We start from the raw sequence: 21,913 nt of genomic DNA on the forward strand, positions 1-21,913 counted from the left end.
TCCGCGGCGGTCAGCGCGCACGCGCCACCCGCCGCTCGTCCCAGACCGGCTCGTCGGATTCGTAGACCTCGCCGTCCGTGCCGAACACGAGGAACCGGTCGAAGGAGCGAGCGAACCATCGGTCGTGGGTGACCGCGACCACGGTGCCCTCGAAGCGTCCGAGCGCCTCCTCCAGCGCCTCGGCCGACTCCAGGTCGAGGTTGTCGGTGGGCTCGTCGAGGAGGAGGAGGGTCGCGCCGGACAGCTCGAGCAGGAGCACCTGGAACCGCGCCTGCTGTCCGCCGGAGAGCGATTCGAACGGCTGCTGGGCCTGGCGGACGAGGCCGTACCTGTCCAGGGCCGAGCTCGCCGCGTCCCGGGGCATGCCGTCGCGGAGGTCGTCCCCCCGATGCAGGATCTCCAGCAGCGTGCGGCCGACGAACTCCGGGTGCGCGTGGGTCTGCGCGAAGAGCCCCGGCACCACGCGGGCGCCCAGCACCGCGCGTCCGGTGTGCTCGACGGGGCGGAGGTCCTCCGCGACCGCGGTCACATGTCCCAGGGACGGATCCGGGTCGGTGCCACCGCGGGCCAGCAGTCGCAGGAAGTGCGATTTGCCTGAGCCGTTCGACCCGAGCACGCCCACCCGGTCGCCGTACCAGATCTCGGTGTCGAAGGGCCGCATGAGACCGGTCAGCTCGAGTCGGTCAGCCACGACCGCCCGCTTCCCGGTCCTGGCCCCGCGGAGGCGCATGTCGAACTCCTGCGCCGGGGGCCGCTCCTCGGGCGGGCCCGCCTCCTCGAACTTCCGCAGTCGCGTCTGCGCCGCCTGATACCGGGATGCGAAGCCGTCGTTCGCGGACGCCTTGACCTTGAGGTTCGCCACCAGGATGCGGAGCTTCTCATGCTGCTCGTCCCACCGCCGGCGCAGCTCGTCGAGCCGGTCCATCCGATCGGCGCGCGCCTGATGGTAGGTCGCGAAGCTCCCGCCGTGCACCCAGGCGGTCGACCCCGCCGCACCGGGTTCCAGCGTGATCAGCCGATCGGCGGCTCTGGCGAGGAGCTCGCGGTCGTGCGACACCAGCAGCACGGTCTTGTCCGTGGCGCGCAGCCGCTCCTCGAGCCACCGCTTGGTCGGCACGTCGAGGTAGTTGTCCGGCTCGTCGAGCAGGAGCACCTCATCGGGGCCACGGAGCAGCGCCTCCAGGGCGAGCCGTTTCTGCTCTCCGCCGGAGAGGGAGGTGAGCTCGCGGTACCGTGCCCGCTCGAACGGCACGCCGAGCGCTGCCACGGTGCACTGATCCCACACGGTCTCGTGCTCGTATCCGCCGGCGTCCGCGTACTCGGCGATGGCGGAGGCGTAGGCCATCTGGGTGTCGTGCTCGTCGCGGTCGATGAGCGCGTTCTCCGCGGCCTCCAGCGCCTCCGCCGCCGCACGGAGACGCGTGGGGGCCACCCGCACGAGCAGCTCGTGCACGGTCTGGCCCGGCTCGCCGTGCCCGACGAACTGGTCCATGACGCCGAGTCCGCCGTCGATGGTCACCACCCCGTCGTCGGCCGGCTGCTCGCCGCGGATGATCCGCAGCAGCGTCGTCTTCCCCGCCCCGTTCGGCCCGATCAGAGCGCTGGTCGAGCCCGCCCCGACCCGGAACGACACCTCGTCGAGAAGCGGTCTGCCGTCGGGAAGCGTCAGTGAGATCCCGGATGCGTCGATGTACCCCACAGGCGTGGCCGTCCTTCCGCCCGCGGACAGCGAGCCGACCAGGCTATCAGTCCGCGCGGCTTCGCGACCACCGGGACGAGCCTTCCGGGCCCGTCAAGCCGCGTCTTCCTGCGCTGCGGCCGCTCGACGCTCATCGTGGAGCGCGTTCGCCAGACTGGCACCGGTGAGCTGCGCACGGACAAGTGTCCGCGCCTGCTCCCGTGCGAGGAGGACGACGCCGCCGCGGTCCTCCTCGATCATCAGCAGAGTGACGCCCTCGTTCCAACGCTGCCGCGCGCGCAACTCGCCGGGAATGACCAGGTGCCCGTGGTCATCCAGCGAAGCAGTGAAGGTGGCGGTCATGACGTCCACCGTACCGCTCCCCCACCGATGTGTCAGTCCGCGCGACTGAGGGTCTGCAGCACCTCGGTCTTGGGAGCCGCCGGGAGCACGAACCGGAACTCGGTGCCCACGCCCTCCTCGCTGGTCACGTCCATCGATCCGCCGTGGGCCAGCACGATCGCGCGCGTGATCGTGAGACCCAGCCCCACCCCCGGGACGGCGTTGCGCGTGGCCGTCGAGGCGCGGAAGAACCGGGTGAAGAGCATGCGCTGCTCGTCCTGCGGGATCCCGACCCCGGTGTCGGCGATGGCGACCTGCACCCCGCCGTCGAGGCGACGCACGGCGGCCGTCACTCGACCCCCGCGCGGGGTGAACTTGATGGCGTTCGAGAGGAGGTTGTCCACCGCCTGCCCGAGGCGTCCGGGATCGACCAGCAGCGGGATCGGCTCGTCACCGACCTGCAGCTCCAGTTCGATCCCCTCGCGCTGCGCATGCGGCCCCGCCGAGGCGACCGCCGAGCGCACGAGGTCCGCGATGTCGGCCTCGTCCCGCTCCAGGGGAAAGCGCCCCGATTCCACCTGCGCCGTGAAGAGCAGATCGCCGACGAGGTTCAGCAGGCGCTTCGCGTTGCGCTCGATGATGCCGACGAACTCCTGCTGGTCCTCGGTCAGGGGCTGACCGGGGTCGTTCTGCAACAGGTCGAGGAAGCCGATGATCGCACTCAGCGGCGTCCGGAGCTCATGGGAGATCATCCCCACGAACTCGTCCTTCATGCGCGCGACCTCGACGGCTCTGGTCTCGTCCGTGAGCACGAACAGGTAGCCCTGCTGCGCGCCGGACGGATCCTTGTGCGGGGTGACGGTCACCCGCGCCGGCACCGTCGTGCCACCCGCGGTCCTCACCTCGATGTCGCCGTCGACGGTATGGCCGGCGTCCGCGTGGGCGAAGAGCTCGCGGAGCCCGTCCGGCACTCCTGCGCGGTCGGGCGCCCCGCCCTGCCCCGCCGGCACCCCCGAGACGTCTTCGCGCGACGCGGTGTCCTCGGCGAGCATCCTCAGCGCCGACGGCGAGAAGAAGCGGTCGACGCGCACGTCGTCGAGAGCCTCGTCGTGGGAGAGCCCGAGCAGGCGGACGGCCCCGGGGTTCCACGCCGTGACGCGCCCCTCGCGATCGGTGCCGATCACGGCCTGCGCGGTGATCGACGCCCACAGGCCCTCGAACGAGTCGAGCAGCACGCGGTACTCGTGCTCCTTCTGACGAAGCTGCACGATCATCGAGACGTTCTCGGACAGCGCCTTGGTCCGCTCCGTGACCAGTTCCTCCGCCTGCTGCACCCGCAGCCGCTGCTGCCGGGAGAGCTCGTTCACCACGGCCGCGACGGCCGCGAAGACGAGCGGACCGACGACGCCGCGGAGCCACACCACCGCGTTCGTCGGCGGTTCGACGACGTAGGGGATCAGCAGCGCGAACGACGTGAACGCGCCGACGACGAAGACCCAGCGGATCCCCGGCGCCGCCGCGATCCAGATCACCGGGAGGAGCACGAGCGATCCGAAGAGCGAGGCCGCGCCTCCCGTCCCTGCACGGAAGAGGCCCAGTCCCAGGATGTCGACCATCGGCACCAGCAGCACGATCCAGCCCTCGCGGATGTGCAGCGCGCTGAGCACCCCGGCGTGGAGCGTCGCAACGAGCACGACCGCGAGGCCGGTCAGCGCGAGTGCCACATCGGTGAACGGCAGGCTGGGGATGGCCCACGTCATCACGCCCGCGATCGCGGCGGCGACGAGAGTCGGGACCTGCTTGACGATCGGGCTCGGGTTGTCGACGACCCGGTACCAGCGGTTCTCGGCACGCTCCAGCGGCGTGGCCCTCATCGCGGCACCCGCTCCACGGCCCGATGCAGGTCCGCCCCCGTGATGGGCTTCGGCAGCGCGGCGTCGGCCGGTGGATACTCCGCGACGTCCAGCACCGAGCTGACGATGAGGAAGCACTCCGGGTAGCGTTCGTGGATCAGCCGGCAGCACGCCTGACCGGAGATGCCGGGGAGCAGCAGGTCCAGGACGGCGACCTGGGGGTCGATGTCCGGGAAGGCGGCGATGGCAGACTCCGCATCGGGCGCGACGAACACGTCGAAGCCCTCCCGATCGAGGTACCGCCCCAGGAGGGTCGCCTGATCCGGAGCGTCCTCGACGACCAGGGCGAGCGGCCGTCCGGTCATCGCAGGAGCAGCTCTCGGACGACGACGATCACGACCACGACGGCGAGGGAGATGAGCGCCTGCGGGATGAGGCGGCGCTCCTTCCGGGCGTCGGCCGCGATCTCCTCCACCTCGGCGTCGTGCGATGGTGCGTCGGTCATGAGTCGACCCGTCCGATCTTCTCGGTCTTGATCCAGGAGGCATCCGCGCGACGCCACTCCTTGAGGTACGAGTCGGCGGTGATCGCGCACAGCAGTGATCCGTAGCCGCAGACGTAGAGCAGCAGGCCCGCGAAGAAGCGTCCGGCCGGAAGCGGCTCGACCGCCCGCGCGAGCCAGATGCCGAGCATCGACACCGGCCCCCAGAGGGCGAACGCCAGCAGCCACAGCACACGCGTCTGCTCCGTCGACTCCTGCCCGGCCGCGCCGATCAGGCCGTCCAGGGCCCAGGGGAACAGCGCCAGGGCCATGAGGATCAGCGCCCCGAGCCCCGGGAACATGATCGCCTCGCGCCAGGACTGCCGCCCGATGCGCGGATCGAGCTGGACGGAGTAGAGCATCGAGAAGATGTAGATGGCCGCCGCGGCGATCCACATGAACCGGAACACGAACTCCGCGACGTCGCTGTGCAGGAGCAGGAGGACGATCATCGCGGTGGCGGCGAGGAGCAGGAGCGCTGGCATCAGCAGGATCGTGAACCAGGCCAGCCCGAAGGGGATGCTGCCCAGGTTGTGGTCGCGACTCGGACGGAACCAGAGCTTCTTGTAGATCGAGGTGAGCTGCACGTTGCCGCGCGCCCAGCGCAGCCGCTGCTTCCAGAGACTGTCGATCGTCCGCGGCTCCTCGGCGAGCACCACGGCGTGCGGCTCGAACACCATCCGGCGGCCGTGGAGCTGACTCTCGAAGGTCGTCATGGTGTCCTCGGCGAGCGTGCCCGTCGGGATGCGACCGCCGATCGCCTCGAGGTTCGCGCGGGAATGCAGCTGGGCGCCCCCGGCGAGGCAGGCGATCGCTCCCCCGACGTTCTGCGTGCGCCGTGCCGAGAGCTGGCCGATGACGTACTCGATCGCGATGAACCGGGTGAGGTAGTTGCGGTCCCTGCTGCCCTCCGCGATGTAGGCCGTGACGGCCCCGACCTCTTCGTCCGCGAGGTGCCGGGTGAGCTTGCGCAGGGAGTCCCGCGCGAAGATCACGTCGGCGTCCATGATGAGCACCGCTTCGGTCCACGGGTCGGCGAGCACGACGTCGAGGCCGTGGTTCAGCGTGTGCGCCTTGCCCTCGCCACCCTTCTCGCGCCGCAGGTGCACGACCCGTCCCGGGTAGGTCGCCGCCTTCTGCTGCACGATCGCCGGGGTGTCGTCCGTGGATGCGTCGTCGACGACGAAGACGCGGAGGCGCTCGGCGGGGTACTCGAGCTGGAGCAGCCGCTCGATCGCGGGGCCGATGACCAGGCCCTCGTTCCACGCCGGGATGACCACGGCCACGTTCGGGTGGTACGGCGCGGCCTTGCCGTAGTGATTGCGGAAGGCGTGCAGCGGCAGCATGAGGAACTGCAGCCCGGTGTTGACGACCGGGAGCGTGCCGATCAGCACGCAGAGGAGGAGGATGACGACGACGACCGTCTCGATCCAGGTCAGCTCGGGCATCAGCGTCCTTCCGTCCCGTCGAGCAGCGGGAGGATGCGGGAGTACCGGCCGACGTCTGCGGCCACGTGGCTGTCGGTGGACGCGACGATCCCGGCACCCGCGCGCTCCAGCGCGGTCAGCGCCTCCGCGCCGGGGCACACCCACTTCTCGTTGACCTCGACGAGGGTATCCGTCTCCGCGGCGGCGCGCGCCCAGGCCTCGAGGCGCTCGGCTCCGAGCTCCTCCTCCGCGAGACCGATCTTCGGCAGGATCGAGAAGCAGTGCGCGAGCTGGTTGCCCGGATGGCGTCGCATGGTCGCGATGACCGCGTCCGTGAACTGGTCGAGGACGTCGGCCGGCGCCCACCCCGCGGCGATGCGCTCGCGGACGGCGGTGGGACCGAGCGGCCCGTCCACGCCGGGGAACTGATGGTCGGCGATGAGGATCCGGTCGATGCCCTCAGGCAGCACCGGCATGTCGAGTTCCCCCGAGGCGTCGAGGATCTTCGCCTCGACGCCCGTGAGCACCGTGAGTCCGTCCGGAACGCGCAGCCGACGGACCGCGGCGAGGTACTCCGGCACCCAGGTCGTGCTCTGCCGTACGTGGTCGACGAGGCGGACCGTCTCGAGACCGACGGCCGCCGCGGCGGCGACGTTCTCCTCCAGCGTGGAGACCGCGTCATCGGAGAACGTGGAGTGGACGTGGTGGTCTCCGCGCAGGGCGGGATGGCTCACAGTTCCTCCTGGTGACCGGCGTGCGCCGACACGAGCACGTCGTCGACCTCGACGATCACGTCCTCCAGGAAGCGCACCGATGCGACCTCGCGGAAGGGCACCTGCACCGGGATCTCCCGGCCGAGGAAGAGGTCGGCGACGAGCGACGGGATGTCGACTCCGGCGGCGATCGTCAGCGGGAGCGCCCCGGGGAAGCGCGGGTTGACCTCGAGCAGCACGGCCCGCCCGTCCCGGTCGCGACGGAGCTGCACGTTGGCGACGCCGACGAGTCCGATCGCCCGCGCGATGGCGGCGGCGGTCTCCTCGAGCTCGGGATCGCGGAGGGTGCGACCGGCGATGGCGACCCCCGAGTCCACACGGGCGCGGGTGCGCGGGACCGCCGCGACCACACCGCCGGACGCGTCGGCGATCACATCGACCGAGTACTCCTCGCCCGGGAGGAAGTCCTGCACGATCAGCCCCTCATCGGTGGGGAGGGCGGCGAGCGCCTCGGCGTCCGGGACGAGGCGCACACCGCGACTGCCCGCACCCTGGCGGGGCTTGGCGAACACGGGGAACTCCCACGCGACTTCCGCGGCATCCGGCCCGGCGAGCACGGTGCGCGGCACACGACCGGTCGGCGCGCAGCGCTCCGCGAGAGCGAGCTTGTCGAGGGCCGTGTGCAGCGTGTCGGCGGGCGGCGCGGCGAGGACCGCGGGGGCCAGCTCATCGCGGCGGTCCGCGAGGGCGATCAGCTCCACGTCGACGGTCGAGATCACGAGGTCGAGACCGTCCTCCGCGACCATCCGCGCGATCGCCGGCACGAAGTCCTCGTCACGCCCCGGGGGAACCAGACGGCGTTGCGCCGGTGGCACGAGGTAGATACCGCTCGCCCATCCGTCCATGTCGGCCGCGAAGACCGTCAGATCGGGCCGTCGCAGCAGGGAGCGGATCACGGCGACGCCGGCGGGGCCTCCGGCTCCGGTGACCAGTACGCGCTTCGTCATCAGCTCTCCCGTCGACTCAGTTCATGGGCGCCGATGAACTCGGCGGTCTCGCGCACGACCTCCAGCGGCTCGACCGCCTCGCCGCCGCCGAACCGCGACCAGTAGCGTGCGGTGGCGGTGACGAACTCCGGCGCGAGATACTCCCGGTTCGCCGCGGTCTGGGACTGGAAGCACTCCAGCAGCCGCAGCTTGTCATCCAGGAAGCGATCGATGCGGACGAAGCGCGTGGGCCGGTAGTCGATGGTCGCGGAAGGGCTCTGGTAGCAGGCGACCGTGCCGACGCGGCGGGTCGCGACGATCGTCGCCTCGTTCACCGCGCGGTGATCCTGGTGGCGGTCGTGGTGCGAGTGCGTGTAGACGATGGTCGGCTGGATCTCCTGCACGACCTCCTCGATGAGGCGGACGGTTGATCCTCCGCCCGAGATCTCGGTGTCGATGAGGTCTTTGACGAACAGGCGCGCCCCCACCTGCTCGGCCGCGGCGAGCGACTCATGCTGGCGACTGTCCGCGTCACCGCCGCGCGCTCCGCGGGAGAGCGTGAGGATCGTGATCTGATCGCCGGCGGCCGCGTGCGCCGCGAGGATGCCGCCGACGCCGATCTCGACGTCGTCCGGGTGCGCCCCGATCGCGAGGACGACCTCGCCGGTCTTCGCCTCCGCCTTCCGGCGCCGGGACTCCTCGACGAGCCGGGTGACCGACTCCACGAGTCGGGCGTTGTCGAGCGGCTTGGTGAGGAACTCGTCGGCCTGCGCCCGGAGCGCCGACACGGCGTACTCGACCGAGACGTGCGCGGTCATCACGACGACCGGCACGGTCGGCATGAGGCGCCGCAGTTCCGCGAGCAGCTCCAGGCCGCTGAGCCCCGGCATCTCGATGTCGGTCACGACGACGTCGGGTTTCACCGCCGCGGCCTTCTCGAGCGCCGACCGGCCGTCGTCCGCGAGATCGACGACGCAGCCTGCACGCCGTTCCAGGACGGTCTTGACGAGCAGGGCGACGTCGTGGTCGTCGTCGACGACGAGGATGCGAGGGGGGACCTCAGCCATGTACAGCTCTCCTTGGGGAGATTCCCTGCCGGGGGGATTCGGCGGTGCGAGCTCGGTGCCTTCATCACCGGGCCGCAGGGAAAGTCGAGCGGGGTACGTCGATTCTGGCACAGGGCTCCACCCCCGGCCCGCAGCGCGTCAGCCCGCGCGCGCCGCCCGCTTCTCCTCCTGATAGACGCGGATCGCCTCGTAGCGCTCCGCCGATCGCGCCCGCCTCTTCGCCGCCTGCTCCTCGCGGTTCTTGGGCGGTGCCGAGGTCACGAGGTCGTCGAGCAGCCGCCGCGTGGCCACGGCGATCTCGGCCACCGCGCGATCGAACACCTCGCGGTTCGCGCGCGAGGGCGCCGTCGTCCCGGAGATCTTGCGGACGAACTGGAGCGCGGCCTCCTGGCACTCCTCATCCGTGGCTGCCGGCTCGAGGTTGTTCAGAGGCACGATGTTTCGGCACATACCGGCACCGTACGCGCGGCGCGCGGGGCCCGGAAGGGGGATGGCATGCCCGTTCCTCCGTCGCTACGCTCTGGGCTACGACCGGAACCGAGGAGAGATCATGACCGACGCACCGTCGCCCGACGCCCCGCCGCCCTACAACCCGCCGCCGCCCGGCGGCGCGCCCTCGCCGTATCCCGCGGCCTCCGCTCCCCCGCCCGGCGCCCCCTACGCGCAGGACGCGCCGACCTCGCCGCCCGGGCGGGTGCTGTCGATCATCGGCCTCGTGCTGGCGTTCCTGCTGCCGCCGGTCGGCCTCATCCTCAGCATCATCGCCGCCGTGCAGCTCGGCAAGGCGAAGGCCCCCAAGGGCATCGCGATCGCCGGCATCATCGTCGGCGCCATCCTGACGATCTTCGCGATCATCGGGATCGTCCTGCTGGTGACCGTGCTGGCCGGCGTGATCGGGACGTGCGCCGAGCTCGGACCCGGGGTGTGGGACGTCGGCGGCGTCACCTACCGCTGCGGCTGACCGCACCGCGGACGACGAGGGGCCGGATGCAGCGCATCCGGCCCCTCCTGCGTCCCCCTTCCCGGGGGCCGCTGTCACTTCTTGTAGTTCGGCGCCTCGACGACGATCTGCACATCGTGCGGGTGCGACTCCTTGAGTCCCGCCGAGGTGATGCGCACGAACTTGCCGCGCTGCTTGAGCTCCTCGATGGTGCGCGCACCGACGTAGAACATCGACTGCCGCAGCCCGCCGACGAGCTGGTAGGCGACGGCGGAGAGCGGGCCGCGGTACGGGACCTGGCCCTCGATGCCCTCCGGGATCAGCTTGTCGTCACTGGGCACGTCGGCCTGGAAGTAGCGGTCCTTCGAGTACGAGGTCTGCTTGCCGCGCGTCTGCATGGCGCCGAGCGATCCCATCCCGCGGTACTGCTTGAACTGCTTGCCCGACTGGAAGACGATCTCGCCCGGCGACTCGTCCGTGCCGGCGAGCAGCGAGCCGAGCATCACGGCGTCGGCGCCGGCGACCAGGGCCTTCGCGATGTCGCCCGAGTACTGCAGGCCGCCGTCGGCGATCACCGGGACGCCGGCCGGACGCGCCGCGAGCGACGCCTCGTAGACGGCCGTCACCTGCGGCACGCCGACACCGGCGACCACGCGCGTCGTGCAGATCGAGCCGGGACCCACGCCCACCTTGACCGCGTCGACCCCCGCGTCGACCAGCGCCTGCGCGCCCTCGCGGGTGGCGACGTTGCCGCCGATGACGTCGATGTGCGCGAACGACTCGTCGGCCTTGAGGCGCTTGACGAGGTCGATCACGCCCTGGGACTGGCCGTTGGCGGTGTCGACGACGAGCACGTCGACACCGGCGTCGCGGAGGGCCTCGGCGCGCTCCCAGGCGTCGCCGAAGAAACCGATCGCCGCGCCCACCCGCAGGCGGCCCTGGTCGTCCTTGGTGGCGAGCGGGTACTTCTCGCTCTTGTCGAAGTCCTTGATGGTGATGAGGCCGGCGAGCTTGCCGTCCTCGTCGATGAGGGGCAGCTTCTCGACGCGGTGCTTCGCGAACAGCGCGATGACCTCGCCTGCCGCGACGCCCACCGGGGCGGTGACGAGGTTCTCCCTCGTCATGACGTCCTTCACGAACGTGCTCTGGCGCTCGAAGCCGGAGACGAAGCGCATGTCCCGGTTCGTGATGATGCCGACCAGACGACCCTCGTCGTCCACGACCGGGAGACCGGAGATCCGGTACTTGGCGCACAGCGCGTCGACCTCCTCCACGGTCGCGTCCTGCGTCGTGGTGATGGGGTCGGTGATCATGCCGGACTCGCTCCGCTTCACGCGGTCGACGTGCGCGGCCTGGTCGGCGATCGAGAGGTTGCGGTGCAGGATGCCGATGCCACCCTCCCGCGCCATGGCGATCGCCATGCGGGACTCGGTCACGGTGTCCATCGCGCTGGAGAGGAGCGGCGTCGCGACGGGGATCCGCCGCGTGATCCGGGACGACGTGTCGGCCTCGCTGGGGATGACGTCGGTGTGCCCGGGGAGCAGCAGCACGTCATCGTAGGTCAGTCCGACGAAGCCGAAGGGATCGTGCTGGTCCATGGAATCTCCTCCTGCGCGAGTGGCGCGGATCCGGGTGCGAATGGGGGGTCGACGTCGGCCGGTGCGCGGGCGTGACCCGTATGGAGATTCTAAGCGAGACACGCCCGAGAACATTCCCAGAGCCCTGTCGTTACCGGACCGTTGGCCCGGACGATAGGTGAATCGCCGATCGCCCATTACGCTCAAGTGCGTCGTCCATCCCCGCGGTTCGACCCGAGTCCGCGGAGACAGCACTCACAGTGGAGGTTGCGTGGGACCCACAGCACTCGCCGGACCGCGAAAGCGCCCTTGGGCCTTCGCCTTCTTCGGAATCCTGATGGCGCTCGCGGCATCGCTCCTCCTCCCTCCCTCAGCCGCATCCGCGGAGACGACGGACGACGGCCAGGAGGTCACCGACTTCTACTTCGCCGGCGTCGTCACCGACGGCGACGAGCCCGTCGAGGGCGTCGTGATGACGATCGAGGGGAACGGCTTCGACGCCGAGACCGAGACCGACGCCGAGGGCAAGTGGCGCCTGTACGTGCCGGAGAAGGAGACGTACACCCTGACGGTCGACGAGTCCACGCTTCCGGACGGCGTGATCGTCGACGCGACGCAGCTCCCCGAGGGGATCCAGCCCGTCTCGGGCACGACCGCCTCATTCGAGCTGGAGTTCGGGCTCACCGGCACGAAGATCGTGAACTTCTTCCTCGGCGAGGGCGAGCGGGTGACCGTCTCCTTCCTCGACCAGCTCCTGTCGCGCATGGTGGGCGGTCTGAACTTCGGTCTGCTGCTGGGGCTCGCCTCGATGGGCGCCGCGCTGATCTACGGCACGACCCGGCTGTCGAACTTCGCGCACGGCGAGATGGTGAGCTGGGGCGCGGTGGTCACGCTCGTCGTCACCTCGTTCTGGCAGCTCCCGCTGTGGGCCGGCATCATCGCCGCGGTCATCGGCGGTGCGGCGCTCGGCTGGGCTCTGGACGCCGGCATCTGGAAGCCACTGCGGCGCCGGGGTCTGGGCGTCGTCCAGCTCATGATCGTCAGCATCGGCCTCTCGCTGGCCCTCCGCTACGGTCTGCAGTACATCATCGGCGGCAACACCTATCAGCTGCCCGGTTCCAGCCCGGAGCCCATCCGTCTCGGGCCGATCTCCCTGTCGTACATCGACCTGATCGGCATGGCGACCAGCATCATCGTGATCCTCGGCGTCGCGTTCTTCCTCACCCGCACCCGCACCGGCAAGGCGACGAGGGCGATCTCGGACAACCCGCAGCTCGCCGCCGCCTCCGGCATCGACGTGGACAAGGTCATCCGCATCGTCTGGATCCTCGCCGGCACCCTGGCCGCGATCTCCGGGATCCTCTGGGCGTACTTCCGCCCCGGCGTGAAGTGGGACATGGGTATGCAGATGCTGCTGCTGATGTTCTGCGCCATCACGCTCGGCGGGCTCGGCTCGGCGATCGGCGCCCTGATCGGCTCGATCATCGTCGGCCTCGCGGTCGAGGTGTCCACGCTCCTCGGGGTGCCGACCGACCTCAAGTACGCCAGCGCCCTCGTCGCGCTGATCATCATCCTGCTCGTGCGACCGCAGGGCATCCTCGGACGCAAGGAAAGGTTGGGCTGACGCATGGACTTCGGAAGCATCTTCGGCAACACCGCCTCCTACCTGTTCAGCCCGACGACGATCGCCTACGCGCTCGCGGCCACCGGCCTCGCTGTGCACTTCGGCTACACGGGTCTGCTCAACTTCGGCATGGCGGCCTTCATGGCGATCGGCGGCTACGGCTACGCGATCTCGATCCTCACCTTCGGCTTCCCGTGGTGGCTGGGCGTGCTCGTCGGCATCACCGGCGGAGCGCTCTTCGCCCTGCTGCTGGGAATCCCGACGCTGCGTCTGCGCGCCGACTACCTCGCCATCGCGACCATCGCGGCCGCGGAGGTCGTGCGCCTGATGTTCGTCACGGAGCTGTTCAAGGACTGGACGAACTCCGCCGGCGGGCTCTCCGGCTACCACCAGAGCTTCCGCGATGCCAACCCGTTCCCTCCCGGGACGTACGGCTTCGGCCCGTGGACCTACAACGCGAACGACCTCTGGGTGCGGGTGTTCGGTCTGCTCACCCTCGCTCTGACGATCCTCGTGGTCTGGGCGCTCATGCGCAGCCCGTGGGGCCGCGTGCTCAAGGGCATCCGCGAGGACGAGGACGCCGTGCGGTCGCTCGGTAAGAACGTCTTCGCGTACAAGATGCAGGCGCTCGTGGTGGGTGGTGTGATCGGTGCGCTCGGCGGCATCGTCTTCGTCCTGCCCTCGGCGGTCATCCCCGGCAGCTACTCGACGTCGCTGACGTTCTTCCTGTGGACGATCCTGCTCCTCGGCGGTGCGGCGACGGTCTTCGGCCCGACGCTCGGCGCCGTGCTCTTCTGGGTGGTGTTCGCCTTCCTCGGCGCGCTCCTCCCGGCGATGGCCACGGCCGGCTACCTGCCCATGACGAGCGCACAGGCCGACGTGGTGCGCTACATCCTCATCGGCATCGTGCTGATGCTCATCGTCGTGTTCCGCCCGCAGGGCATCCTGGGGAACAAGAGGGAGATGACCTTTGTCAAGTGAGAACGACGCGGCCGTCACGCCCGCGAAGAGCGCTCCCCGCGCCAAGACCACCGGCCTCGCCGCGGGTCCCGCCGCCCCCGGAGTCAAGAAGGTCGACCCGATCCTCGTCGTGGACGCGGTGCAGCGGCGCTTCGGCGGACTGACCGCCGTCGACGTCGATCACCTCGAGATCCCGCGTGGCGCCATCACGGCACTCATCGGCCCCAACGGCGCCGGGAAGACCACACTGTTCAACCTCCTCTGCGGGTTCGACAAGCCCAACAGCGGTACCTGGTCGTACGACGGCAAGAGCCTCTCCGGCATCCCGTCCTTCAAGGTCGCCCGGATGGGCCAGGTGCGCACCTTCCAGCTCACCAAGTCGCTGTCGCTGCTGACCGTGCTGGAGAACATGAAGCTCGGTGCGAAGGACCAGCGCGGCGAGGGCTTCTGGGCCGGGCTCTTCCCCTTCCTCTGGCGCGCGCAGGAGCAGGAGATCGAGCAGCGGGCCCACGAGCTCCTCGTGCGCTTCAAGCTCGACGCCAAGGAGCAGGACTTCGCCGCCTCCCTCTCCGGCGGTCAGCGCAAGCTCCTGGAGATGGCACGGGCGCTCATGAGCGACCCGAACCTGGTGATGCTCGACGAGCCGATGGCCGGGGTGAACCCCGCCCTCACGCAGTCGCTCCTCGACCACATCCTCGACCTCAAGGACCTCGGGATGACGGTGCTCTTCGTGGAGCACGACATGCACATGGTGCGTCACATCGCCGATTGGGTCGTCGTGATGGCCGAGGGGCGCGTGGTGGCCGAGGGGCCTCCGGAGACCGTCATGGAGGACCCCGCGGTCGTGGACGCCTACCTGGGCGCCCATCAGGACGTGGACCTCGGCGCCGTCACCGGCCGCCTCCCGGTGATCTCGGACGCCGACGCGGAGCGCATCCGCGAGCAGATCGAGACGGAGGTCGAGGCCGAGGTCGAGGCCGAGGACGCCGCCGAGGAGGACAAGGCATGAGCACCGCGATCCCCGCCGAGGGCACCCCCGAGACCGGCGACGTCATCGTCGAGCTGAAGGACGTGCACGCCGGCTACCTGCCGGGAGTGAACATCCTCAACGGCGCGAACCTCGTCGCCCGCCAGGGCGAGCTCATCGGCATCATCGGCCCGAACGGCGCCGGGAAGTCGACGCTCCTCAAGGCGATCTTCGGCATGGTGAACGTCCGCGAGGGCGACATCACCGTCAAGGGCGAGAGCATCGTCGGCCTCAAGGCCGACAAGCTCGTACGCCGCGGTGTCGCCTTCGTGCCGCAGACGAACAACGTGTTCCCGTCGCTCACCATCCAGGAGAACCTGGAGATGGGGCTCTACCAGAACCCGAAGATCTTCGCGGAGCGGCTCGAGTTCGTCAGCAGCATCTTCGCCGAGATCGGCAAGCGCCTGAAGCAGCGTGCGGGCTCGCTCTCCGGCGGCGAGCGCCAGATGGTCGCCATGTCCCGCGCGCTCATGATGGATCCGTCCGTGCTGCTGCTGGACGAGCCGTCCGCCGGCCTCTCCCCCGTGCGGCAGGACGACGCCTTCATCCGCGTCTCCGACATCAACAAGGCGGGCGTGACGACGATCATGGTCGAGCAGAACGCCCGTCGGTGCCTGCAGATCTGCGACCGCGGCTACGTGCTCGACCAGGGGAAGGACGCCTACGAGGGCACCGGTCGGGAGCTGCTGAACGATCCGAAGGTCATCGGCCTCTACCTCGGCACCCTCGGGACCGACGCCGCCTGAGACCTCGCGCCGCACGAGGAAGGCCCCGGATGCCGAAGCATCCGGGGCCTTCATCGTGCGGTGTTTACTTGATGCGCGAGGTGACGTTCTCGGCGTCGAACTCGTAGACGCCGATCGCGGCACCCTTCGGGTCGTTGTTCTCGTCGAACGTGATCTCGCCGGAGAGGCCGTCGTAGTCCGGCGTGCCGCCGTCGTTGATGATCGCGGCGCAGTCGGCGAAGTTGTCGCACTTCTCGCCGTCGCCGTCGCCGCCGGAGACGGTGATCATCTCCGCCGCGATGTCCGGGCCCTCGACCGAGCCGGCCTTCAGCGCCGCCAGAGCGATGAGGACCACGGCGTCGTACGCCTCGGCCGAGTAGGTCACGGCGTCGATCGGGTCGTTGCCCTCGGCCGTCCAGACCTCGTTCAGCTGGTCGAGGAAGTCCTGCGGCAGCTCGGCGCCGGCGCGGGTGCCCTTCGAGCCCTCGAGGCTCACCGGGATGTCGGCGCCCCAGTCCTTGAGGTTGCCGTCGACGAGGTACAGCGAGCCCGTGTCGACCCCGGCGTTGCCCAGCAGCGGCGCGATGGTGGCGAACTGGTCGTAGGAGACGACAGCGACGGCGTCCGGGTTCGCCGCGGCGATCTCCGAGACCTGCGCGTTGAACTGACCGTCACCCTGGTTGTACGACGCATCGGCGACGACCTCGCCGCCGGTGCTCTCGAACGTGGCCTTGATCGCCTCGAACAGGCCCGTGCCGTACGGGTCGTTCTGGTAGATGATGCCCAGCGTCTTGTGGCCGTCCTCGGCGATCTCGTTGCCGAGGACCTCGCCCTGGAGGTTGTCGCTCGGTGCGGTGCGGAAGTACAGCGGGTTGATGCCCGTGAAGTCCGGCGAGGTGTTGGACGGGGACACCGTGAGGATGTCCGCACCCGCGTTGCCGTCGAGGATGAGCTTGGTGACGCTGGAGGACGCCGCGCCGATCATGGCGGTGATGTCGCCGTTGCGCAGGTTGGTGATGGAGGTCTCGTAGGCCTTGTTGTCGAGGTCGCCCTCGTCGCCCGTGCTGAGGTCGATCGTGATGCCGGCGTCGGCCTCGTTGATCTGGTTGACGGCGAGCTGGACGCCGGCCTCCATCGGCGCGCCCAGGAACGCGAGCGTACCGGTGGCGGGTAGCAGCGAACCGAGCTTGAGCGTCAGGTCGGCGGCGGGCTTGTCGCCGCCCCCGTCCGACGGCTCCGCATCGGGCGTGCTGCTGCAGCCCGCGATGATGAGGGCGGAGGCGCTGACCAGCGCGATCCCGGCGAAGATCCTCGCGCTGCGCGAGCCCTTCAGTGCGTTCATGATGCTCCCTTGCGTAAACGAACGTGGATGATGACCACAGTCGGGTGCTCTAACACTAGGGCGTGCGCCCCGCGCGCAGGAGGGGCAAGTATCTCGGTGCGTTAACGATCCAGGGCCGCCGTTTCGGGGCGCGGACAGGACCGATCAGAGCGCCGCGGCGCGGGTGGCACGACGGCCGCGACGCGCGGCGAGGAGCAGATCGACGACGAAGACCGCGATCGCGACCCACACCAGGAGGAACCCGATCCAGCGCTCCGGCGGCATCGGCTCGTGCAGCACGACGACCCCGATCACGAACTGCAGGACCGGGGTGAGGAACTGCAGCATCCCGATGATCGTGAGGTCGACGCGACGCGTGCCGGCCGCGAACAGCAGCAGGGGGACAGCCGTGGCCACCCCCGCGAAGGCGAGCAGCACGGCGTGCGGCCAGCCCGCGGTCCCCATCGTCAGGCCGACGGGCGTCGTCGCCACGATCACGAGCTGCACCACCGCGGTGGGGATCAGCCAGAACGACTCGAGCGTCAACCCGCTGACCGCGTCGACGGCAGGGCCGATCTTCTTCTTGATGAGCCCGTACAGACCGAAGGAAGCGGTGAGGGTCAGGGCGATCCAGGGGACGTGGCCGTACGCCACGATGATGACGACGACCGCGACGGCCGCGATCCCGACCGCCGCCCACTGCAGACGGCGGAGGCGCTCCTTGAGGACGAAGACGCCGAGCAGCACGGTGGTGATCGGGTTGATGAAGTAGCCGAGCGCCGTCTCCACCACGTTCTCGCTCAACGTGCCGAGGACGAAGACCTGCCAGTTGACGTAGATGAGCAGGCCGGCGAGGGCCGTCCACCCGAGCAGTCGCGGACTCCGGACGATCGCGAGGAAGGCGGGCCATCCCCTCGTGACGGTGAGCAGCAGAAGACAGAAGACGAAGGAGAGCAGCACCCGCCAGGCGACCACCTCCCACGGCCCGGTGGGCTGCAGCAGGAGGAAGTAGAGCGGCAGCACGCCCCACAGGAGGTATGCGCTCCCGGCGTAGGCGACGCCCGCCGTCCGGGTGGCGCGGGTCGTCTCGGGGGTCACCGCACAACCCTATGCCCGCGAGGACGAGGGCCGCGCCGCTCCGGACGCGGAAGAGGGCCCGGATGCCGAAGCATCCGGGCCCTCTTCGGACCGGGTTCCCGTCCGCCGTGCAGAGGGAACCGAGTGTGCGATCAGCGGACGACGACCGCCAGGACGTCGCGAGCCGACAGGACGAGGAACTCGTCCGCGCCGAACTTCACCTCGGTGCCGCCGTACTTGCTGTAGAGCACGCGGTCGCCGACGGCGACGTCGAGCGGAACGCGGTTGCCGTTGTCGTCGATGCGGCCGGGGCCGACCGCCACGACCTCGCCCTCCTGGGGCTTCTCCTTGGCGGTGTCGGGGATGACCAGGCCACTCGCGGTGGTCTGCTCGGCCTCGACCTGCTTGATGACGATGCGGTCCTCGAGCGGCTTGATGGAAACCGACACGGTCTACCTCTTCTTTCTTGACGCTGACACGAAAGACTCGTTCGCACTCTCAACCCGAGAGTGCTAATGCCAGTGTATGCGGTCGGCTGGCACTCATGCAATGCGAGTGCCAACCCGGGTCACACGTCACGCGGGTCCTAGGCTGGGAGGGTGGAGATGTCCGAGCTGCGCGCCCTGCTGACCCCCGCCGGCCTCGAGCTGCTCGACGCGCTCGGGCCGGTCACCTCCACCGCCGAGGCGGCCGCAGCCGTCTCCCGGCTGCGGGCTGCGGGACACTCCCCCGACCTCGTCTCCGCCGTCGTCGGGCAGGCGCACCTGCGCGCCAGGGCCACGGCGAAGTTCGGCCCCTTCGCCGCCCGCATGCTCTTCACCCGCGCGGGCCTCGAGCAGGCCACCCGCCTCGGCGTGGCCGCCCGCCACGCCCAGCGGATCCGCCGAGCCGGCCTCACGAGCGTCGCGGACCTCGGCTGCGGGATCGGCGGCGACGCCCTCGCGTTCGCCGGCGCGGGACTGGCGGTCCATGCGGTGGACGCCGACGAGGTGACCGCGGCCCTCGCCGCCTACAACCTCGCCCCGTTCGGGGACGACGCCACCGTCCGGCATGCCACGGCCGAGGACGCGCTCGGAGAGCCGGTCCCCGGCCAGGCGATCTGGATGGATCCCGCCCGCCGCACCTCCGGACACAGCGAGACCCGGCGCGTCTCCGCCGACGACTACTCGCCGTCCCTCGACTGGGCGTTCGCCGTCGCCGCGCAGCGCCCCACGGGGATCAAGCTCGGCCCCGCCCACGACCGCGACGCCCTGCCCGCGGACGCGGAGACGCAGTGGGTCAGCGCCGACGGCAGCGTCGTGGAGCTCGTCGTCTGGTCCAGGGAGCTGGCCAGGGAAGGGGTCCGGCGCTCGGCCCTGGTGATCCGCGGCGAGCGCTCGCACGAGCTCACCGGCCCTGCCGATGCCGAGGACGCTCCGGTCCGACCGCTCGGGGCCTTCCTCCACGAGCCGGACGGCGCCGTCATCCGGGCGCGCCTCATCGGCGACGTCGCCCGCAGCCTCGATGCGGGGATGCTCGACCCGCGCATCGCCTACCTCACCTCCGATGCCGCGCTGACGAGCCCGTTCGTGCAGTCCTTCCGCGTCCGGGAGACGCTGCCGATCACGCCGAAGACGATCAACGCGGCCCTGAAGACGCACGGCATCGGCCGCATCGAGATCAAGAAGCGCGGGGTCGACGTCGACCCCGCGGCCTTCCGGCGCAAGCTGACCCTGCGCGGCGACGCCGAGGCGACCCTGATCCTCGCCCGCTTCGGCGATCAGCGACGCGCGATCCTCGCCGACCGGGTGCCCGTCGCGGACTGAGAGCGATCAGTCGTCCGGGTCGCGGCCAGGGATGTCGACGCGGATCGGATCCCCCGGCGGCCCGGTGGTCACGAGATACGACTCGCCCGTCGCCTCGTCGACCACGGCCGGGCCCGAGGTCACCGTGAGGTACGGCATCTGCCAGCGGGTGAAGGCCACCTCGACCACGGACGCCGACAGCAGCTCTCCCGTCTCCTGATCCACGTCGAGGAGCTGCACGCGCAGCCCGGACTGGAGCGCCTCGTCGAGGGTGGCGCACTGCCGCGAACCGTCGGCGTCGACGATCAGGCAGCGCTGGGCGGGGCCGGTCGTCGTACGGCGGTCGCCCAGCCACACCGGCTGCTCGCGGAACGAGCCGAGGAGGGTGAGGTTGAGGTCATAACCGTCGCGGATGAGTTCCTTCACCCTCGGGCGCTGCTCCTCCCCGAACTGGGCGAAGAGCGTGGAGCTTCCGCCCCACCGCTGGATGCTCACCATCGGCTCGTCCGCGGTGGAGAACAGCATCACCGCCGTCACGCTGTCGGTGGAGAACGAGTCCTCGTCGTCACCGGTATCGGAGGCCGCCACGGGGAGCGCGGCGTACAGGCCCGGCCCCAGCTCCTCCTCCGCTGCCAGACAGGTGGATTGGGAGTCCTCGCCCACGTCGAGGATCAGGCACCGGGTGGCCCCGTCATCCTGCGTGGCGAACCAGGCGAGCGCGCCCTCCGCCTCCGCCACCGGGCGCACGGAGCCGGGGTCGTAGTCCTCCCCGGCGAGTTCGATCCGTCGCTGCTCCTGCGCCTCGGTCAAGGGGAACGCCTCCGACCGCGGGGCGAACAGCGCCCACCCCGCCCCGACGCCGATCGCCAGGAGGGTCGCTGCCGCCACGAGCACCGGCACGACTCCGCGCGCCCGCATCGGCGCGCCCGTCTCGACGGGTGCGGGTGGTGCTCCGGCCGCGGCGAGCGGCGATGCGTCGGAAGCCGGCGGCGGATCGGACTCCCGACCCTCGTCTTCCGCCACCGGGAGCGCCTCGGAGGCTGCCGTCGGCCGTTCCTCCGCCGGAAGCTCCTGCCGTCGATGCTCCTCCTGGAGCTCGCGCAGGCGCCGGGCACCGGCGGCGTCGAGTCCGCCGTCCCGACCATAGGCCGCGCGCTCCAGTGCTCGGCGCTCCTCCGCCGCAGCGGAGCCCTGGCGGTCAGTCTCCTCCCGCACCGACGTCGCTCCCCTCTCGGATGATCACGAACGACCCGAAACCGGAGGTCGGCAGCTCGTAGGTCGTCATTCCACCGGTCTCCGCGTCGGTCACCTGCAACCGCAGCCGACCGTCGTGCTCCTGCAGCGTCTCCGTCGTCTCACAGGCCCGCGGCGCGTCGGCCGTCGCCCCGTCGTAGATGAGGCACTGCCGACCCGTCTCCCCTTCGGAGGCCGTCCAGATCGGGACGTCGCGGTCGTACCCGGCGACCCAGATCGAGTTCGGGTCGAAGCCGTCATCGGCCAGGCGCTCGGCGGTCCGTGTCTCCGCCTCGTTCGCGTAGGTGGGGCCGCTCTCGCCGGAGCCGTACTCCGAGACGTCGACGCTCACCGCCGGTTCACCGTCGGGCGTGAGGAGCAGATGGGCCATGACCTGGCGCGTGTACTCGTCGTCGCGCTGGGTCGTCACCTCGCCCCAGAGGCCGTCCTCCTGCACCGCTTCCCGCTGGTTGCAGCTCGGCGTCGTGCTCTCCCCTGCGCCCAGGACCAGGCAGATGCTCGCACCCCCGTTCTGCGTCGCCACCCAGATGACCGCGTCGTCCTCCGTCGCGAGCGCGCGCACCGAGCCCGGGTCGAATCGTCCGGACGCGACGAGATCGGACTGCCATCCCTGCTGCTCGGCGCTGAGGGAGACCGCTGTGCCGCCGCTCCGGCCGAACGCCAGCCATCCCACGCCGACCCCGAGGAGGAGCACGACGACCGCGCCGAGCGCGAGCATGCCGAGGGAACGGCGCCGCCGCCTCTGAGCCGGAACGTCGCTCTGAGCGGTGACGACGTCCGTGGACTCCTCGTCCGGCTCCACGGGCGCGTCGTCTCCGGCCGACGGCTCGTCGTCGTCCTCTGCAGCGGCGAAGGAGCCGAGGGACGGCGGAGGTCCCGGCGACGGGCGTCGCCGGTCAGCGTCGAGCTGTCGCAGGCGCGCGGCCTCCGCGTCCGTGAGGCCTCCGCCCGGGCCGAAAGCCTTGCGCAGCAGGGCCCTGCGCTCCTCGACGTCGTCGTCGTCCGTCATGGCCAGCC

The 21,913-nt window shown here is 70.4% G+C and carries 22 protein-coding genes; 6 read left to right on the top strand and 16 right to left on the bottom strand.

Annotation, left to right across the window (positions count from 1 at the left end):
* Window positions 1–10: 10 nt before the first annotated feature.
* The 10 genes from ACIGJI_RS05820 to ACIGJI_RS05865 all read right to left on the bottom strand — a co-directional run bounded on the left by ACIGJI_RS05820 (window position 11) and on the right by ACIGJI_RS05865 (window position 9,057).
* Window positions 11–1,699 (bottom strand): ATP-binding cassette domain-containing protein, encoded by a 1,689-nt coding sequence (locus ACIGJI_RS05820; protein ID WP_363445560.1) that lies wholly within the window; start codon window positions 1,697–1,699, stop codon window positions 11–13.
* A gap of 93 nt (window positions 1,700–1,792) precedes the next feature.
* Entirely contained in the window at window positions 1,793–2,041 is a 249-nt protein-coding gene (locus ACIGJI_RS05825; RefSeq protein ID WP_259954249.1) for an AbrB/MazE/SpoVT family DNA-binding domain-containing protein, read from the bottom strand.
* A 32-nt stretch (window positions 2,042–2,073) separates the two neighbouring features.
* On the bottom strand, window positions 2,074–3,894 hold the full coding sequence (locus ACIGJI_RS05830) for an ATP-binding protein (protein ID WP_363445558.1): 1,821 nt from the start codon (window positions 3,892–3,894) through the stop codon (window positions 2,074–2,076).
* Window positions 3,891–4,238, bottom strand: a complete 348-nt coding sequence (locus ACIGJI_RS05835; RefSeq protein WP_025103741.1) for a response regulator — start codon at window positions 4,236–4,238, stop codon at window positions 3,891–3,893. Before ACIGJI_RS05835 ends, ACIGJI_RS05830 begins: the two co-directional genes overlap by 4 nt.
* Window positions 4,235–4,378 (bottom strand): hypothetical protein, encoded by a 144-nt coding sequence (locus ACIGJI_RS05840; protein WP_157524008.1) that lies wholly within the window; start codon window positions 4,376–4,378, stop codon window positions 4,235–4,237. Before ACIGJI_RS05840 ends, ACIGJI_RS05835 begins: the two co-directional genes overlap by 4 nt.
* Window positions 4,375–5,862 (bottom strand): glycosyltransferase, encoded by a 1,488-nt coding sequence (locus ACIGJI_RS05845; RefSeq protein ID WP_268777187.1) that lies wholly within the window; start codon window positions 5,860–5,862, stop codon window positions 4,375–4,377. The genes ACIGJI_RS05840 and ACIGJI_RS05845 overlap by 4 nt, the downstream gene beginning before the upstream one ends.
* On the bottom strand, window positions 5,862–6,575 hold the full coding sequence (locus tag ACIGJI_RS05850; RefSeq protein ID WP_363445556.1) for a PHP domain-containing protein: 714 nt from the start codon (window positions 6,573–6,575) through the stop codon (window positions 5,862–5,864). Before ACIGJI_RS05850 ends, ACIGJI_RS05845 begins: the two co-directional genes overlap by 1 nt.
* On the bottom strand, window positions 6,572–7,561 hold the full coding sequence (locus ACIGJI_RS05855) for an ATP-grasp domain-containing protein (protein ID WP_187663431.1): 990 nt from the start codon (window positions 7,559–7,561) through the stop codon (window positions 6,572–6,574). The genes ACIGJI_RS05850 and ACIGJI_RS05855 overlap by 4 nt, the downstream gene beginning before the upstream one ends.
* Complete coding sequence (locus ACIGJI_RS05860) at window positions 7,561–8,607, bottom strand: response regulator (RefSeq protein ID WP_187663430.1); 1,047 nt, start codon at window positions 8,605–8,607, stop codon at window positions 7,561–7,563. The genes ACIGJI_RS05855 and ACIGJI_RS05860 overlap by 1 nt, the downstream gene beginning before the upstream one ends.
* A gap of 138 nt (window positions 8,608–8,745) precedes the next feature.
* Window positions 8,746–9,057, bottom strand: a complete 312-nt coding sequence (locus ACIGJI_RS05865) for a DUF2277 domain-containing protein (protein ID WP_259954242.1) — start codon at window positions 9,055–9,057, stop codon at window positions 8,746–8,748.
* A 100-nt stretch (window positions 9,058–9,157) separates the two neighbouring features.
* Here ACIGJI_RS05865 and ACIGJI_RS05870 point away from each other — a divergent pair, with 100 nt between their 5' ends.
* Window positions 9,158–9,568, top strand: coding sequence for a hypothetical protein (locus ACIGJI_RS05870; protein ID WP_187663428.1), 411 nt, complete (start codon window positions 9,158–9,160; stop codon window positions 9,566–9,568).
* A gap of 74 nt (window positions 9,569–9,642) precedes the next feature.
* Here the strand turns inward: ACIGJI_RS05870 and guaB are convergent, their stop codons facing one another.
* Window positions 9,643–11,145, bottom strand: coding sequence for an IMP dehydrogenase (gene guaB / locus ACIGJI_RS05875; protein ID WP_366244434.1), 1,503 nt, complete (start codon window positions 11,143–11,145; stop codon window positions 9,643–9,645).
* 316 nt (window positions 11,146–11,461) lie between these two features.
* Here guaB and ACIGJI_RS05880 point away from each other — a divergent pair, with 316 nt between their 5' ends.
* The 4 genes from ACIGJI_RS05880 to ACIGJI_RS05895 are packed head-to-tail and all read left to right on the top strand — an operon-like array spanning window position 11,462 to window position 15,481.
* Window positions 11,462–12,748 (top strand): branched-chain amino acid ABC transporter permease, encoded by a 1,287-nt coding sequence (locus ACIGJI_RS05880; protein ID WP_187663427.1) that lies wholly within the window; start codon window positions 11,462–11,464, stop codon window positions 12,746–12,748.
* Between the two features lie 3 nt (window positions 12,749–12,751).
* Window positions 12,752–13,729 carry a branched-chain amino acid ABC transporter permease gene (locus ACIGJI_RS05885; protein ID WP_025103732.1) on the top strand — a complete coding sequence of 326 codons (978 nt, stop codon included), beginning with the start codon at window positions 12,752–12,754 and terminating at the stop codon, window positions 13,727–13,729.
* Window positions 13,719–14,717 carry an ABC transporter ATP-binding protein gene (locus tag ACIGJI_RS05890; protein WP_187663426.1) on the top strand — a complete coding sequence of 333 codons (999 nt, stop codon included), beginning with the start codon at window positions 13,719–13,721 and terminating at the stop codon, window positions 14,715–14,717. Before ACIGJI_RS05885 ends, ACIGJI_RS05890 begins: the two co-directional genes overlap by 11 nt.
* Window positions 14,714–15,481, top strand: a complete 768-nt coding sequence (locus ACIGJI_RS05895; RefSeq protein ID WP_187663425.1) for an ABC transporter ATP-binding protein — start codon at window positions 14,714–14,716, stop codon at window positions 15,479–15,481. Before ACIGJI_RS05890 ends, ACIGJI_RS05895 begins: the two co-directional genes overlap by 4 nt.
* Before the next feature lie 64 nt (window positions 15,482–15,545).
* On the opposite strand, the gene ACIGJI_RS05900 is transcribed toward ACIGJI_RS05895, so the two are convergent.
* From ACIGJI_RS05900 to groES, 3 genes are all read right to left on the bottom strand, one after another.
* A complete protein-coding gene (locus tag ACIGJI_RS05900) occupies window positions 15,546–16,802 on the bottom strand; it encodes an ABC transporter substrate-binding protein (protein ID WP_187663424.1) in 1,257 nt (418 codons plus the stop codon).
* 144 nt (window positions 16,803–16,946) lie between these two features.
* A complete protein-coding gene (rarD, locus tag ACIGJI_RS05905) occupies window positions 16,947–17,879 on the bottom strand; it encodes an EamA family transporter RarD (RefSeq protein ID WP_363445553.1) in 933 nt (310 codons plus the stop codon).
* Between the two features lie 131 nt (window positions 17,880–18,010).
* Complete coding sequence (groES, locus tag ACIGJI_RS05910) at window positions 18,011–18,307, bottom strand: co-chaperone GroES (protein WP_017203655.1); 297 nt, start codon at window positions 18,305–18,307, stop codon at window positions 18,011–18,013.
* Between the two features lie 156 nt (window positions 18,308–18,463).
* Here groES and ACIGJI_RS05915 point away from each other — a divergent pair, with 156 nt between their 5' ends.
* Window positions 18,464–19,663, top strand: a complete 1,200-nt coding sequence (locus tag ACIGJI_RS05915) for an SAM-dependent methyltransferase (RefSeq protein ID WP_396667020.1) — start codon at window positions 18,464–18,466, stop codon at window positions 19,661–19,663.
* Between the two features lie 6 nt (window positions 19,664–19,669).
* On the opposite strand, the gene ACIGJI_RS05920 is transcribed toward ACIGJI_RS05915, so the two are convergent.
* On the bottom strand, window positions 19,670–20,857 hold the full coding sequence (locus ACIGJI_RS05920) for a hypothetical protein (protein WP_363445549.1): 1,188 nt from the start codon (window positions 20,855–20,857) through the stop codon (window positions 19,670–19,672).
* Entirely contained in the window at window positions 20,841–21,905 is a 1,065-nt protein-coding gene (locus ACIGJI_RS05925; protein ID WP_363445547.1) for a hypothetical protein, read from the bottom strand. The genes ACIGJI_RS05920 and ACIGJI_RS05925 overlap by 17 nt, the downstream gene beginning before the upstream one ends.
* Between the last annotated feature and the right edge of the window lie 8 nt (window positions 21,906–21,913).

Source organism: Microbacterium sp. NPDC064978, from assembly GCF_044543605.1.
Lineage (GTDB): Bacteria > Actinomycetota > Actinomycetes > Actinomycetales > Microbacteriaceae > Microbacterium > Microbacterium meiriae.

Bases quoted from the DNA above. Each gene is read 5' to 3' on its own strand.
- ACIGJI_RS05825 (WP_259954249.1), bottom strand. From the start codon at position 2,041: ATGACCGCCACCTTCACTGCTTCGCTGGATGACCACGGGCACCTGGTC.
- ACIGJI_RS05830 (WP_363445558.1), bottom strand. From the start codon at position 3,894: ATGAGGGCCACGCCGCTGGAGCGTGCCGAGAACCGCTGGTACCGGGTC.
- ACIGJI_RS05835 (WP_025103741.1), bottom strand. From the start codon at position 4,238: ATGACCGGACGGCCGCTCGCCCTGGTCGTCGAGGACGCTCCGGATCAG.
- ACIGJI_RS05840 (WP_157524008.1), bottom strand. From the start codon at position 4,378: ATGACCGACGCACCATCGCACGACGCCGAGGTGGAGGAGATCGCGGCC.
- ACIGJI_RS05845 (WP_268777187.1), bottom strand. From the start codon at position 5,862: ATGCCCGAGCTGACCTGGATCGAGACGGTCGTCGTCGTCATCCTCCTC.
- ACIGJI_RS05855 (WP_187663431.1), bottom strand. From the start codon at position 7,561: ATGACGAAGCGCGTACTGGTCACCGGAGCCGGAGGCCCCGCCGGCGTC.
- ACIGJI_RS05860 (WP_187663430.1), bottom strand. From the start codon at position 8,607: ATGGCTGAGGTCCCCCCTCGCATCCTCGTCGTCGACGACGACCACGAC.
- ACIGJI_RS05865 (WP_259954242.1), bottom strand. From the start codon at position 9,057: ATGTGCCGAAACATCGTGCCTCTGAACAACCTCGAGCCGGCAGCCACG.
- ACIGJI_RS05870 (WP_187663428.1), top strand. From the start codon at position 9,158: ATGACCGACGCACCGTCGCCCGACGCCCCGCCGCCCTACAACCCGCCG.
- guaB (WP_366244434.1), bottom strand. From the start codon at position 11,145: ATGGACCAGCACGATCCCTTCGGCTTCGTCGGACTGACCTACGATGAC.
- ACIGJI_RS05880 (WP_187663427.1), top strand. From the start codon at position 11,462: ATGGCGCTCGCGGCATCGCTCCTCCTCCCTCCCTCAGCCGCATCCGCG.
- ACIGJI_RS05885 (WP_025103732.1), top strand. From the start codon at position 12,752: ATGGACTTCGGAAGCATCTTCGGCAACACCGCCTCCTACCTGTTCAGC.
- ACIGJI_RS05895 (WP_187663425.1), top strand. From the start codon at position 14,714: ATGAGCACCGCGATCCCCGCCGAGGGCACCCCCGAGACCGGCGACGTC.
- ACIGJI_RS05900 (WP_187663424.1), bottom strand. From the start codon at position 16,802: ATGAACGCACTGAAGGGCTCGCGCAGCGCGAGGATCTTCGCCGGGATC.
- ACIGJI_RS05915 (WP_396667020.1), top strand. From the start codon at position 18,464: ATGTCCGAGCTGCGCGCCCTGCTGACCCCCGCCGGCCTCGAGCTGCTC.
- ACIGJI_RS05925 (WP_363445547.1), bottom strand. From the start codon at position 21,905: ATGACGGACGACGACGACGTCGAGGAGCGCAGGGCCCTGCTGCGCAAG.